Below are 13,850 nucleotides of genomic sequence, written 5' to 3'. Positions count from 1 at the left end.
TAGGAAAGGCCCTCTAAATTTGGAGGGTCTTTTTATCGTTGTTATTGTTAGAATAAATGAAAAATTATACAATGAAGTTAATTCAATGCAAGGGAGATGTGCCAATGTCAGCGCTTATTGTAAGTATCCCGTTAAAAAAACAGTTTATGGAACAAGGGGATAAAGTGAAACTTTAATCAGTGGGGGTTTTGTTCATCCCCCACTGATTATTAGCCTTCACCAATCGGGCGTTTACGGGCAGTTGATCTCCCACCTAACTTCTTCGCTCCAGCTGAATTTTGAGGTGGGAGTCTTACTGCCCGTTAATGCGGGATAAATAGGCTAGAATTATTGTCCCCGCTATTTAAAAAAGGGGGAGTTTTAGATGACGATGAATCTTTTTCAAAATAAAACTATTAAATTATCAGCTATTAGAGAAGCAGATGCTGAAGTAATGGCTATGTGGCAAGAGGATAGTGAGTACTTAAGAAATGTAGATACAGACTTGGCATTCCCGCAATCGTTACATGAAATAGCGAGTGATGGGCTATTAAAGGGACGGAGATCGAATAGTGTTTCTTTCATGTTAAGAACAGTTCAAGATGATCGCTTAATTGGTTTTGTTGCAATTCACGGCATAGAGTGGAATAACAGAACAGGTCTATTAGCAATTGGTATAGGAGAGGCAAATGATAGAGGAAAAGGGTTTGGGAGAGAAGCAGTGCATCTTATTTTAAAGTATGCGTTCTATGAAATGAATCTACACCGCGTCGGTCTCGATGTTATTTCTTATAATAAAGCAGCCATTGCGTTGTATAAAAAGATGGGTTTTCAGATGGAAGGGTGTATGAGAGAAGCAGTTCAGCGAGACGGAAAGTGTTTTGATCGTATGATTATGGGGATATTGCGGGATGAATGGATAGAGCTGCAGAACTAGCAAAAACATACAGAATAATTGTGTAGTGTAGAGTGAAAAGTTGTAATATTTGGGTAATGATGAGCGGAGGAGTGTACTAATGGAAGGTTTATCTTCATTAAGAGAGTGTTTATATCAGCTAGAGGAACAATTACTTAAACCAGGGGTTCGCACATCTCAAAAGGAGCTTAAAAAGATACTTGCCGCTGATTTTTTTGAGTTTGGGAGTTCTGGTAAAGTTTTATATAAAAATGAGGATATCGATAAAAATGGAATTGGTGTGGTAAAAATGACTTTGAGTGATTTTGAAGTACATCCATTATCCAAAGATGTAGCATTAACTACTTATCAAATATTCAATGAAATGAATAATCAACACTCGTTACGTAGTTCGATATGGAAATTTAGAGAAGGAAGATGGCAAATGTATTTTCATCAAGGTACACCTGCTAAATTTTAGTGAAGCTTTTTGTATGAAAAAGAAACTATAAAGAATAGAATTGTTGAATATATTAGTCCTTTATATATATAAAGAACTAATGAAAGTTGTCTTTCTAAAATATCTAAATTTGTTCTTAAAAGGGTCTTGTTAATAAAGGTACATTCCATATTATATATGTAGTATGCAGGAGATATAACGATAATTGGCGAAATTTTACAGTGAACTGATTGAATTTATAAGGAGTTATGCGAGATGAACTTAGAAAAAAGTAAGCCAGTAAATGAAGAGGTCGCTGAATTAAAAGAACTAATTAAAGAATTACATGGAAGTGTACATCAACTTCAAAGTGAAGTGCAGCAACTAAGGCACGAAAGGCCGGTTGTTGAAGTGAGGAAAGGTGTTCAATTATCACCAGCAATCATCGGACAAATTGGTGGTATGATTTTAGGTGGATTAGCAATTATAGGTATATTTTGGTGATGAAAAAAGGTTTGTAGCATAGTGCTGCAAACCTTTTTTATTTGACGACATAATTTCATGCAATACAACTTCTACATTAAATAACGTAAATAAATGTAAGCATGTGATAACAATAGCGCAATGATCGTTAAGGGGAAACCGATTTTTAAGAAGTCCATATAAGAGAACCCATGTCCTTCACGTTTTGCAATACCAGCAACGACTACGTTTGCTGATGCTCCAATTAATGTTCCGTTGCCTCCTAGGCAAGCTCCAAGTGATAACGCCCACCATAGTACTTCAATTTGCGGAGAATCGACAGATAGTCCGAGTCCTGTAGCTAAATCTTGAATAAGTGGAATCATCGTTGCGACAAATGGGATGTTATCAATTGTCGCAGATGCGATGCCAGATACCCATAAGATAAGTATAGCAGCGAAACCGATATCGCCATTTGTTACGTCGAGTACTTCTTTTGCGAGTGAAGAAATAAGTCCGATATCAATTAATCCGCCAACGAGAACGAATAGTCCGGCGAAGAAGAAAATTGTTACCCATTCAACGTGGGCAAATACATCTTCAATATCATGTTCTTTCACACCGATTAACATAAGAAGTGTAGCACCTGTCATCGCAATAACGGCAGCGTCTACATGAATAATAGAATGAAGTACAAAGCCTAAAATAGTTAGTCCTAAAATCGTAATGGATTTTAAAAGGAGGCTCTGATCTTTAATATAATCTTTTTCATTTAATGCCATTAGCTTTTCGATTTGCTCAGGTGTTGTTTTTAGTTTGTTGCGATACATGAAGTAAATAATGCCAAGTGTAACGATAGAAATAATGATTACGATTGGAGCTAAGTTTAGTAAAAAGGCATTAAAGTCTAAATGTTTATTAGCTGATCCAATCATAATGTTCGGCGGGTCACCAATTAATGTTGCTGTTCCGCCTATATTTGAAAATAGTACTTCTGAAATTAAATAAGGAACAGGATTTACTTTTAAAATACGTGTAATGGATAGTGTAACAGGTACGATTAATAATACGGTTGTTACGTTGTCCAAAAATGCAGAACCGACAGCAGTTAATAGGGATAGTAATAATAAAATGCGGATTGGTTTTCCGCCAGCTGCTTTTGCTGCTTTTATGGCTACAAATTCAAATACGCCTGATTGACTCGTAATATGTACGAGAATCATCATCCCAATTAAAAGGGTAATCGTTTCCCATTGAATATGCGATGTGAAAGCAGTATGTAAATCTACAATTCCAAAAATAATCATAATAGCAGCACCGAATAGTGCGATTACAGCACGATTCAATTTCTCAGAAATAATAAAACCGTACGTGACTAAAAATACGGCAATTGTAAAATAATATTGCCAATTTGCTACTTCATGTGCTGATTGTTCCAATCATATCACCTTCTTTAAAGTATGTATTCAATTGTCGAAATGTATCTCGCTGTATTAATACGGGATAAAATATATTGTAGCAAATTCAAAAAAGAAAGAAAACTATTTAACAAAGTGAAGGAAAAAATGTGATTTTTACATATCATATAAAGTGAAACTTTAATCAGTGGGGGTTTTTGTTCATCCCCCACTGATTATTAGCCCTCACCAATCGGGCATTTACGGATAGTTGATTTCCCACCTAGCTGACGTGTGTTCGCTGGATTTTGGGGTGGGAATCTTACTATCCGTTAATGCGGGATAAAAAATATAAAAAACACAGTGCAAATTATTAGGAAAAGTGGGCGTTGTCCTCTAATATAGAGATAGCAATTTACATTATTTTTGCGTAAAATGGTTTAAAGAGGTGAATTCCGATGGAAATAGTAAAAGATAGTTCTCTTATTCAAAATGAAATTGAACGTTTTGTAAATAAAGATGTATATATTCATTTAGAAACGACGAATGGAGCGTATGCGTCACACTTTAATGAAAAGATGATGACAGTAGGAGCATTCATTCGAAATGCAATTATTCGCTTTGAGCGTGGGAAAATAACTGGAACAAACCCATACCGAGTTGGTTTGAAAATGGATCATGGCTGGGTATATGCAGAAGGCATTACGCACTGGGAAGTAGACGATAAAGAGCGTTTATTACTAGCAGGGCATGATAACCAAGGCCGCTTAGCGGTAGCGCTTGAGCTAAGCTTAACGCCATTTAAGTAAGAAGGAGGGAAACTTATGGAGAGACATGTACTTGTTGTATTTCCGCATCCAGATGATGAAGCATTTGCTGCGGGAGGAACAATTCGCTTATTAACAGATCAAGGAGTACCTGTAACGTACGCATGTGGTACTCTTGGACAAATGGGACGTAACATGGGGAAAAACGTATTCGCTAACCGTGAAACGATTCCAAATATACGTGAAAAAGAATTAAAAGATGCATGTGAAGCGATGGGGATTCAAGATTTAAGAATGCTCGGTTTCCATGATAAAACGTTAGAATTTGAAGATGTTGATTTTGTTGCCGATAAAATCGAAGCGATTATTCAAGAAGTAAATCCATCTCGAATTATTACATTTTATCCAGAACACGGCGTACATCCGGATCATGATGCATTTGGCCGCGCTGTAGTTCGCGCTGTATCACGTATGCCAAAAGAAGAACGTCCAGCCATTCATGCGGTTGCGATTACAAGAAATCGCGAAGCAGTACTCGGTGAACCGGATGTTGTAAATAATATTAGTGAAGTATTTGAACATAAATTAGCTGCACTAGGCGCGCATCGTTCACAAACGGAAGCGATGCTAGAAGAAACGCATGCAAAAATAAAAAACAAAGACGCAGCAACATTAAAATGGCTGCAACTTGAACAGTTTTGGACTTATAAATGGGAGTAGGCTAGAAGGGTACCTTCTAGTAGCTCTTACATAGAAAAAGCGCCGTCACTTGTGATGGCGCTTTTTGTGCTATTGTTTCGTATTAGCCAAATACATGAGCATGTGGAATTTTTCGTCTCTTACATGATAATCGAAATAAGGTCCTGGATCTGTACAGTAACCGATATTTTCATTTTGCATGATTTGAAATCCGTTAACTGATAAATTTTCTTCTAAGTATTTTGGATGTAAAATATGCTCATGGGAATTTGGATATAAGGCTGAAATATTTTTCAAGGATTTGGCCGAGTTATCATAATACGAGTATCCACCGACAATTGTTGAACTGTTATGTAAATAGTTTTTTAGAACATGACTTGGGAACTCTGGGTTGAGCAGTGAAAAATCAGTTATTGTAAAACTATCCACAAAAACATCGATGCTAAGCGGTTTCAATGGTAGATTTAAATCTGAATTCAAAATATAAAGGACGCGTGGCTTCGGATTCATACGCTCAATTCTATTTCTCACCTTCTTGAGCATTGCAAGCGAATAGCCACTGAATACATAGTTTGCGCTTGGTTCAAGAACATCGATATATTTGGGTAGTGATACAAAAGCATCAACGTTTGTTTCCACAATTAATTTGTTTTTCAAATCTATATTTTGTAGAATTTTTTGAAATCGAAAATTACTTTTTTCAAATAAGTTAATCATTTTGGGATTGATCTCTTTAATCGTTTCTTTATCGTAAAAATAAGATGGATAAGGAGACGTCTCGTACAAGTTCGCGGTAATGATAATACCCTCCTCGATAGCTGCTTCGTATCCACAGCTACAAGTTAAACTCCCCGTGTGAATGTAGACTTTTTTAATCGTTACATCTTTCATTTCAAGTGGAATGCGGCATTTTGGACAATAGAGAAAATTTACAAAGTCAAGCGGGATTCCTGTAATACTTTCTTCTTTGGATGAAGGCGAGCTAGTTTGAACCGCTTTTTCAATCAATTGGATAGCTTTTGATATGTCTTCTTTTTTCTTGGTTAGCTCTTCCTTTTTATCAATGAGCGAGTTGTTGTAGTAGTCGATATCCTCATGGTCCGAGAAGTTTGTGACACGCCGATATGATAAAATTCGTTGGATTTCTATCAATGAAAAATGAAATTTTTTCAGCTCAGTAATAAAAGTCATGTCGTCGAAACACAATTGGTTCATTTGATACTGAGTGTTTTTTTTGTCTGGTATTAATAATCCTAGTTCAATGTAATAACGAACGGTATCAGTCGTAACATGAAAAAGCTTCGCAAATGTACCAATTTTCATAGATGTACCCCCAATGAAAAAAGTGGAGTTACTCCACTTTTTTCGCAAAATGAATTCAAAAAACTCTCAAATAGCTATTGACTTGGAGGAAACTCCAAGTCATATTATTAACTCAATAAGTTTGAATATTAAGAATATTTTTGACTGTATTGTAACATACATGTCACGAAAGGAGAAGGATTAGCTATGGATAAGATGGATCATATGGATACACTCTCACTATGGACAGCGACTGCAAACAGATATGACAAAGGAAAACCTCTTGAAGGAAATGAAGAGGCGGATGTTGTCATTATTGGCGCAGGTTTCACAGGTCTTTCTTCTGCATATCATTTGCAAAAGTTAGGGAAGAGTGTCATTGTCCTTGAGCAGGAAACAATCGGATATGGCGCAAGCGGTCGCAACGGCGGGATGGTATTGCCAGGCTATAAGTCAACGATGCAGGAGCTTGCCAAGAAGTATGGTGCTGAAGAGGCGAGGCAGCTTAACGATCTTTCTCTGCTTAGTGTTGAATTAGTTAAAAACATTATTGACGAGCATCAAATCAACTGTAATTTCAGAAAGACAGGTCACATTGTGGCGGCTTACAAAGCCAAGCATTTTGAAGGATTGAAACTTGAAAGTGAATACTTAAACAAAAATTTTGGATATGAATGTAGCGTGCTTAATCGAAGTCAGTTGCATCAAGAAATTGATTCCCCGCAATATTATGGTTGCTTAGTCGACGACTCGAGTTACTCGTTCCAACCACTGAACTATGCAATTGGTTTGGGAGAAGCAGCTAAATCGATCGGTGCAAAAATCTTTGAGCATTCGAAAGCACTATCTATTGAGTACGGCCGAAATAGTGTGAAAGTTATTACAGAAAAAGGTACTGTTACAGCGAAAGACATTATTGTTGCTACAGATGGTTACTCCGGAAAAATTATGGCTGAATTGAATAAAGGCGTACTGCCAATTTCGGCACGTATTATTGGTACTGAACAGCTGCCAGAATCACTAGTGAATAGCGTCATTCCTAAAGATCGCATGGTTTTTGATACAAGCAGTTTCCTTTACTATTTCAGGCGTACACCAGATAATCGGATCATATTTGGCGGTGGCGATATTCGTCCAAACTTAGGTGATGCTGTTTATCAAAATGTTTACGATGCCATGGTTAAAATAATGCCAAAACTAGAAGGAAGCAAGATTGATTACAGGTGGGGTGGATTTATCGGGGTTACAATTGATACGTTCCCTGTTATCGGTAGATCCAAAGAAGGCGCATATTTTGCAACGGGTTATACGGGACATGGCGCGTCTCTCTCGACATTGTTTGGTAAGTTATTGGCACAATGGATCGTTACGGGGAGTGCAGGTGGATATCGATTTGAAAAAGAACGCCTTAAATCATTCCCATTTTATAATCAGAAAACGATGCTGGTCAATATAGCACATATTGGTTTCAAACTCGTAGATATTATCGCGTAAAGGAGAGGTGTTTATGAAAATTAACATGTTCATTGACGGGAAATGGGTAGAAGCATTATCGGGTGCTAGACGAAACATTATCAATCCTGCAACCGGAGAGGTTATTGCAACGTCTGCTCATGGATCAGCAGATGATGCGAAGATAGCAATTAAGGCGGCTCGTAAAGCGTTTGATAGCGGGATCTGGTCGGGTTTATCGGCTGATGAAAGAGCTGACTATCTATATAAGATTGCAGACCGTCTTGAAGAGAATACAGCTGAAATTGCCCGTTTGGAAACTGCAAATAACGGTAAGGTTATCCGTGCAACAACCTATGTAGATATTCCTGTATCGATTCAATGCTTCCGCTATTATGCTGACTTGATTAAAGGTATGAAAAAGGAATCTTACACTCGTGATGATGCTTCAGAAACGATTATTATTCATGAACCGATTGGTGTTTGTGGACTTATTGTACCTTGGAATTTCCCGCTTATGTTAGCTGTTTGGCAAATTGCTCCTGCACTTGCCGCAGGGAATACAATTGTAATTAAGCCTGCTGACGTCACTCCTGTAAGCGTATTCAAGTTATTTGAAATTATCGAAGAGGTTGGACTTCCGGATGGAGTAGCAAACTTAGTATTGGGACCTGGTTCAAAGGTTGGGAATGAGCTTGCAGAGAGCCATGATGTCGACAAAATTGCCTTTACTGGTGGAACAAAAACAGGTCAAAGTATTATGCGCGCAGCTGCAGGCAATATGAAAAAAATCACACTTGAACTAGGTGGTAAATCTCCACTTATTGTGTTCGACGATGTGGATTTTGAAACCGCAGTCGATAATGCGATGTTTGGTATTTTCCACAACGCTGGGCAAGTTTGTTCAGCTGCATCTCGTTTACTTGTACAAGAGACTATTTATGATAAGTTTGTTGAAAGATTGGCCGAGCGTGCGAACAAAATTGTAGTTGGCAACGGGGAAAGTGAGAATATTGAAATGGGAGCGCTCACAAACGAGTCTCATATGAATGAAGTTTTACATTATATTCAGAGAGGAATCGAAGAAGGTGCAAAATTAGTTTGTGGTGGTAAGCGCTTAACAGAAAATGGGCTTGATCGAGGGTTTTTCATTGCACCAACAATCTTTGCTGATGTAAATGAGAATATGTGTATTGTGAAGGAAGAGATTTTTGGCCCAGTCCTTGTTGTACAGAAATTTAAAGATGAGGAAGATGCCATCCAAAAAGCGAATGATTCTATTTATGGATTAGCCGGTGCTGTATTTACGGAAGATATGGACCTGGCAAAACGTGTCATTAGTAAATTGCGTGCGGGAATTACTTGGATTAATAGTTATCATCTCGCTTATGTGGAAGGTCCTTGGGGAGGGTATAAGCAAAGTGGCATCGGCAGAGCGTTAGGTGTTGCCGGACTGGAGCACTTTATGGAAACGAAGCAAATCAATATCCACCAGCATGCAAATCCGGTAGGGTGGTATGCGAATTAATTGAGCAAAACGTGCTATATAAATTATTTATAAGGGGATATGCTCATGAAAATAGTGGACAACGGTCCGTCATCAAAAATAGAGCAACCAGAAGTAATGAATAAGCCGGTGGATGATTCAGTGCTAGGAACCAAAAGTATTCCGTTACTATATTTACGGTTTGCTTTGGCGGGAATTATGGCTAACGTAATTTTAGGAGTTGTATCGGTTGTTGATGGCTATTTCGTCAGTGGCTTTCAGGAGCTGGAAGTCGAAGGGATCGGAATTGGATTTACGGTCATGGTTATTACCCGTATGATTGGTGTTCTTTTAGGTGTGGGTGCCGGAGCGGTCATTTCACTTCGACTGGGGAAAGGGAAAATCGAAGAAGCTAGAAGTATTATGGGACAAACTTTATGGTTTACTCTTTTCCTGTCTTCTTTGTTAGCTATACTTGGGTTGGTCTTTGAAAATGATATTATGATTTTATTCGGAGCAAGTGATGAAGCACTTCCGTATGCGGTGCAATATAGCCGACTGCTATGGATTTCGTTGCCATTAACGATATTGGCCGTTGTATTAAGTATTTTAGCTAATATCGATGAAAAGCCTATATTATCAATGAACAGTTGGTTAGTCGCAGCGGTTGTTGCTGGGACTATGGAATGGATTATGGTAGTGAAGTATGACATGGGGATGATGGGTTCTTCATGGGCTAATACGATTTCGCAATCGATTCCTGTTCTCCTAATCTTTTATTTCTGGTTTGGTAAAACAAAACTTAAGCCAAAAATGAAAGATATGATGATTAATCTCAAGAAGATTGGTGAAGTGGTTTGGACGGGCTTTGCATCTTTCTCGAGTCAGTTCATGATGTTTATTGCAATTATTTTCACCAACAACTTACTGCAAAGCTACGGTGGTGGTCTACACGTTGCAGCTTTCACGATTCAAAACGGTTATATTACAAATCTCCTCGCCTTAGCAGCGCTTGGTGGGATGACAGGGCTTCAACCGATTATTAGTTATAATTACGGTGCGGGCAACCTTGATCGTGTGAAACAAGCAATTAAGATGGGACTCATTTTTACAGTTTCCTTCTTTGTAATCGTGACAGCCATACTAGTCATTTTTGCAGATCCAATTGTGTCATTTTTTTCCGGTGGTAATCCTGAATTGCAAAAACTGGGCATTTGGACGACAGTTGTATTCAATTGTTTGTTTACGCTTAGTGCAGTTAGCCTGCTTATCTCCGGTTATTTCGAATCGCAAGAGAGAAACTGGTCCGCAACGTTTATTAGTGTAAGCAAAATATTGTTGTTCATGTTACCGTTTCTATTTATTTTCCCGAAATACTGGGGTGTAGAAGGTGTATGGTACGCTGCTCCTGCTGCAGAAATTCCAGGTGTTCTCATTGCCATATACTTTATGAAAAAAGAGTTTAAACGTTTAAAAAATACAAATGTTAAGACAGTAGATTTATAGACTTATTCCTTCAAAATTACCAATAAGAAAGAGAAAGAGAGAGGATTGTCATGTTTTTTGCGAAAAAACTTACAGTAGAAGAAGCAGAGCAACTAGGTGCCAACGCATGGGAACCGTGGGTAGGCGAACCGAATAAAGGAACGTGGCATGTAGAAGAGCAGGAAGTTTTCTATGTGACAGATGGTGAAGTGTTTATTACTGTTGATGGGGAAAAGTATCATATTACAAAGGACTGGATCGTTTCCTTGGCTAAGGACCTTGTTTGTGAATGGGATTGCCCAGTATTTTTGAAAAAGAATTATAAGATGAACCATGAGATCCATCTGAAATAATGTGAACTGGGGAGTGGACAAATGCTAAGCAGATGACTGCTCCTGCGTATTCAATGAATAAGATTAATAATGTTGAAGAAATGTATGTAAATAAGTTTACATACCGTCAAATGAATGCGCTTTCTTTTTAGGGGTGATAACATAGGACGGTTATCTTAAAATAGGAGGCTTCACCATGGTAGTAATGAAAAATGTACAAACGTTGAAAAATTATATTGGCGGACAATGGATAGAATCCACAAGTAAGCAAGTTGAAGATGTACCAAATCCAGCAACAGGAGAGATTATTGCTCGTGTGCCTCTTTCGACTAAAGAAGATTTAGATAGAGCTGTAGCAACTGCGAAAGAAGCATTCAAAACATGGAGAAAGGTCGCTGTGCCTCGGCGTGCTCGGATTCTATTTCGCTATCAACAGCTATTGATTGAAAACTGGGAAGAGTTAGCTAAACTCGTAACCTTGGAAAACGGAAAAAGTTATAAGGAAGCATACGGTGAAGTGCAGCGGGGGATTGAATGTGTTGAATTTGCCGCAGGCGCACCCACTTTAATGATGGGAGAGCAACTTCCCGATATTGCTACTGGTGTTGAATCAGGGATGTATCGTTATCCGATCGGAGTAATCGCAGGAATAACGCCATTTAACTTTCCGATGATGGTGCCATGCTGGATGTTTCCACTCGCGATTGCATGCGGGAATACATTTGTATTAAAACCATCTGAAAGAACACCGCTATTGGCTAATCGCATAGCTGAACTGTTTAAAGAAGCAGGTCTTCCAGATGGAGTACTAAATATTGTGCATGGTGCACATGACGTCGTTAACGGCATTCTTGACAATGAGGATGTGAAAGCTGTATCTTTCGTTGGTTCTCAACCTGTGGCTGAGTATATATATAAAACAGCAGCAGCTAACGGTAAACGTGTACAAGCTCTTGCAGGGGCAAAAAATCATTCGATCGTATTAAAAGATGCGGACCTTAGTTCTACAGTGAAAGAAATTACAAGTGCTGCCTTCGGTTCAGCTGGTGAACGATGCATGGCAGCGGCTGTTGTTGTCGTGGAAGAAGACGTTGCAGATGAGCTCGTTAATAGACTGCTTCAAGAGGCTAATGCAATTACGATTGGTAATGGTCTGGAAGAAGGTGTTTTCCTTGGTCCTGTTATTCGTGAAGGACATAAAGAGCGGACACTCGGATACATTCAATCCGGTGTAGAGCAGGGAGCGACACTTATTCGTGACGGACGTGAAGACGATGTAGCAAACAGCCAAGGTTATTTTGTTGGCCCAACGATTTTTGACAATGTGACACAGGAAATGAAAATCTGGCAAGATGAAATTTTCGCACCGGTTCTTTCTATTGTACGCGTAAAAGACTTGATGGAAGCGATTCATGTTGCTAATGCATCGCCATTCGCAAATGGTGCATGTCTGTACACAAATAGCGCGAAAGCTATTCGTGAATTCCGTGAAGAAATTGATGCAGGTATGCTTGGGGTTAATCTTGGAGTTCCTGCTCCAATGGCATTCTTCCCGTTCTCAGGTTATAAGAAATCTTTCTATGGTGATCTCCATGCAAATGGAAAAGATGGCGTAGAATTCTATACTCGCAAGAAAATGCTTACGGCTCGTTATTGAAAGCGTGATGTAAAACCATAAAAAGATAGAATGGAGCTGGTGATTGTGCAAGCGACGGAGCAAACACAAAGTTTGAAAAAAACAGATGAAAAGTACCTTTGGCATGCGATGAGAGGAGCAGCCCCTAGTCCAACGAATTTAATTATCACAAAAGCAGAAGGGGCATGGGTGACGGATATTGATGGAAACCGTTATTTAGACGGTATGTCCGGTCTTTGGTGCGTGAATGTTGGGTATGGTCGAAAAGAGCTTGCAAGAGCGGCGTTTGAGCAGCTTGAAGAAATGCCGTATTTCCCTCTGACTCAAAGTCATGTTCCTGCTATTAAATTAGCAGAAAAATTGAATGAATGGCTTGATGATGAATACGTCATTTTCTTTTCTAACAGTGGATCGGAAGCGAATGAAACAGCATTTAAAATTGCTCGTCAATATCATCAACAAAAAGGTGATCATGGACGCTATAAGTTTATTTCACGCTATCGTGCTTACCACGGTAACACAATGGGGGCTCTTGCAGCAACAGGTCAAGCACAGCGAAAGTATAAATATGAACCACTCGGGCAAGGTTTCCTGCATGTAGCACCGCCGGATACGTATCGAAATCCAGATGATGTTCATACACTGGCAAGTGCTAATGAAATCGATCGTGTCATGACATGGGAGTTAAGCCAGACAGTAGCCGGTGTGATTATGGAGCCAATTATTACCGGGGGCGGAATTTTAATGCCTCCTGATGGATATATGGAAAAAGTAAAAGAAATTTGCGAGAAGCACGGTGCGTTGCTCATTTGTGATGAAGTTATATGTGGATTTGGCCGGACAGGGAAGCCATTTGGATTTATGAATTATGGCGTCAAACCAGATATCATTACAATGGCAAAAGGTATTACAAGTGCGTATCTTCCTTTGTCAGCAACAGCAGTTAGACGAGAGGTTTATGAGGCATTCGTAGGTAGTGATGATTATGATCGCTTCCGCCATGTAAATACGTTCGGAGGGAATCCTGCTGCTTGCGCTTTAGCTTTGAAGAATTTAGAAATTATGGAGAATGAGAAACTCATTGAACGTTCCAAAGAATTGGGTGAACGACTGTTATATGAGCTAGAGGATGTAAAAGAGCATCCAAACGTAGGGGATGTTCGCGGAAAGGGCCTTCTTTTAGGCATTGAACTAGTGGAAGATAAGCAAACAAAAGAACCGGCTTCCATTGAAAAGATGAACAAAGTCATCAATGCTTGTAAAGAAAAAGGTCTAATTATTGGTAAAAATGGTGACACTGTCGCAGGTTACAATAATATTTTGCAGCTTGCACCTCCATTAAGCATCACAGAGGAAGACTTTACTTTTATCGTTAAAACAATGAAAGAATGTTTATCCCGCATTAACGGGCAGTAAAACTCCCACCTCAAAATGCGGCTGGAGCAAAGAAGTTAGGTGGGAGATCAACTGCCCGTAAAAGCCCGATTGGTGAGGGCTAATAATCAGTGGGGGATGAACA

At 39.0% G+C, this 13,850-nt stretch carries 13 protein-coding genes; 11 read left to right on the top strand and 2 right to left on the bottom strand.

Annotated elements, in window-relative coordinates; all coding sequences use genetic code 11:
* Positions 1–364: 364 nt before the first annotated feature.
* From NSQ08_RS15725 to NSQ08_RS15715, 3 genes are all read left to right on the top strand, one after another.
* Positions 365–916 carry a GNAT family N-acetyltransferase gene (locus NSQ08_RS15725; RefSeq protein WP_340776694.1) on the top strand — a complete coding sequence of 184 codons (552 nt, stop codon included), beginning with the start codon at positions 365–367 and terminating at the stop codon, positions 914–916.
* A 79-nt stretch (positions 917–995) separates the two neighbouring features.
* On the top strand, positions 996–1,355 hold the full coding sequence (locus NSQ08_RS15720) for a nuclear transport factor 2 family protein (RefSeq protein WP_149190791.1): 360 nt from the start codon (positions 996–998) through the stop codon (positions 1,353–1,355).
* Between the two features lie 234 nt (positions 1,356–1,589).
* A complete protein-coding gene (locus NSQ08_RS15715; RefSeq protein WP_002111012.1) occupies positions 1,590–1,817 on the top strand; it encodes a hypothetical protein in 228 nt (75 codons plus the stop codon).
* Between the two features lie 71 nt (positions 1,818–1,888).
* On the opposite strand, the gene NSQ08_RS15710 is transcribed toward NSQ08_RS15715, so the two are convergent.
* Positions 1,889–3,214, bottom strand: coding sequence for an ArsB/NhaD family transporter (locus tag NSQ08_RS15710; protein ID WP_002014220.1), 1,326 nt, complete (start codon positions 3,212–3,214; stop codon positions 1,889–1,891).
* Between the two features lie 416 nt (positions 3,215–3,630).
* On the opposite strand from NSQ08_RS15710, the gene NSQ08_RS15705 reads away from it, so the two are divergent.
* Entirely contained in the window at positions 3,631–3,981 is a 351-nt protein-coding gene (locus NSQ08_RS15705; protein ID WP_000407039.1) for a YojF family protein, read from the top strand.
* A 15-nt stretch (positions 3,982–3,996) separates the two neighbouring features.
* Positions 3,997–4,659 carry a bacillithiol biosynthesis deacetylase BshB2 gene (gene bshB2 / locus NSQ08_RS15700; RefSeq protein ID WP_000439465.1) on the top strand — a complete coding sequence of 221 codons (663 nt, stop codon included), beginning with the start codon at positions 3,997–3,999 and terminating at the stop codon, positions 4,657–4,659.
* 69 nt (positions 4,660–4,728) lie between these two features.
* Here the strand turns inward: bshB2 and NSQ08_RS15695 are convergent, their stop codons facing one another.
* Entirely contained in the window at positions 4,729–5,961 is a 1,233-nt protein-coding gene (locus NSQ08_RS15695; RefSeq protein ID WP_340776682.1) for a MerR family transcriptional regulator, read from the bottom strand.
* Positions 5,962–6,147: 186 nt separating this feature from the next.
* On the opposite strand from NSQ08_RS15695, the gene NSQ08_RS15690 reads away from it, so the two are divergent.
* The 6 genes from NSQ08_RS15690 to NSQ08_RS15665 all read left to right on the top strand — a co-directional run bounded on the left by NSQ08_RS15690 (position 6,148) and on the right by NSQ08_RS15665 (position 13,747).
* Positions 6,148–7,434, top strand: coding sequence for an NAD(P)/FAD-dependent oxidoreductase (locus NSQ08_RS15690; RefSeq protein WP_002033464.1), 1,287 nt, complete (start codon positions 6,148–6,150; stop codon positions 7,432–7,434).
* Between the two features lie 13 nt (positions 7,435–7,447).
* Entirely contained in the window at positions 7,448–8,920 is a 1,473-nt protein-coding gene (locus NSQ08_RS15685; protein ID WP_016100914.1) for an aldehyde dehydrogenase family protein, read from the top strand.
* A 45-nt stretch (positions 8,921–8,965) separates the two neighbouring features.
* Positions 8,966–10,384 carry an MATE family efflux transporter gene (locus NSQ08_RS15680; RefSeq protein WP_002142589.1) on the top strand — a complete coding sequence of 473 codons (1,419 nt, stop codon included), beginning with the start codon at positions 8,966–8,968 and terminating at the stop codon, positions 10,382–10,384.
* A gap of 50 nt (positions 10,385–10,434) precedes the next feature.
* A complete protein-coding gene (locus NSQ08_RS15675; protein WP_016100916.1) occupies positions 10,435–10,716 on the top strand; it encodes a cupin domain-containing protein in 282 nt (93 codons plus the stop codon).
* Between the two features lie 175 nt (positions 10,717–10,891).
* The gene (locus tag NSQ08_RS15670) at positions 10,892–12,352 is read left to right on the top strand and encodes a CoA-acylating methylmalonate-semialdehyde dehydrogenase (protein WP_060749118.1); all 1,461 of its coding nucleotides are present in this window, start codon (positions 10,892–10,894) and stop codon (positions 12,350–12,352) included.
* A 30-nt stretch (positions 12,353–12,382) separates the two neighbouring features.
* Entirely contained in the window at positions 12,383–13,747 is a 1,365-nt protein-coding gene (locus tag NSQ08_RS15665) for an aspartate aminotransferase family protein (protein ID WP_215588380.1), read from the top strand.
* The last annotated feature ends 103 nt before the right edge of the window (positions 13,748–13,850 follow it).

Origin of the sequence: Bacillus sp. FSL E2-8887 (genome assembly GCF_038007205.1) — a bacterium.
Classification (GTDB): domain Bacteria; phylum Bacillota; class Bacilli; order Bacillales; family Bacillaceae_G; genus Bacillus_A; species Bacillus_A mycoides.
This window is presented reverse-complemented; position numbering and strand designations above follow the sequence as displayed.

Bases quoted from the DNA above. Each gene is read 5' to 3' on its own strand.
- NSQ08_RS15695 (WP_340776682.1), bottom strand. From the start codon at position 5,961: ATGAAAATTGGTACATTTGCGAAGCTTTTTCATGTTACGACTGATACC.
- NSQ08_RS15685 (WP_016100914.1), top strand. From the start codon at position 7,448: ATGAAAATTAACATGTTCATTGACGGGAAATGGGTAGAAGCATTATCG.
- NSQ08_RS15680 (WP_002142589.1), top strand. From the start codon at position 8,966: ATGAAAATAGTGGACAACGGTCCGTCATCAAAAATAGAGCAACCAGAA.
- NSQ08_RS15705 (WP_000407039.1), top strand. From the start codon at position 3,631: ATGGAAATAGTAAAAGATAGTTCTCTTATTCAAAATGAAATTGAACGT.
- NSQ08_RS15715 (WP_002111012.1), top strand. From the start codon at position 1,590: ATGAACTTAGAAAAAAGTAAGCCAGTAAATGAAGAGGTCGCTGAATTA.
- NSQ08_RS15670 (WP_060749118.1), top strand. From the start codon at position 10,892: ATGGTAGTAATGAAAAATGTACAAACGTTGAAAAATTATATTGGCGGA.
- NSQ08_RS15720 (WP_149190791.1), top strand. From the start codon at position 996: ATGGAAGGTTTATCTTCATTAAGAGAGTGTTTATATCAGCTAGAGGAA.
- NSQ08_RS15675 (WP_016100916.1), top strand. From the start codon at position 10,435: ATGTTTTTTGCGAAAAAACTTACAGTAGAAGAAGCAGAGCAACTAGGT.
- bshB2 (WP_000439465.1), top strand. From the start codon at position 3,997: ATGGAGAGACATGTACTTGTTGTATTTCCGCATCCAGATGATGAAGCA.
- NSQ08_RS15665 (WP_215588380.1), top strand. From the start codon at position 12,383: ATGGAGCTGGTGATTGTGCAAGCGACGGAGCAAACACAAAGTTTGAAA.
- NSQ08_RS15690 (WP_002033464.1), top strand. From the start codon at position 6,148: ATGGATAAGATGGATCATATGGATACACTCTCACTATGGACAGCGACT.
- NSQ08_RS15725 (WP_340776694.1), top strand. From the start codon at position 365: ATGACGATGAATCTTTTTCAAAATAAAACTATTAAATTATCAGCTATT.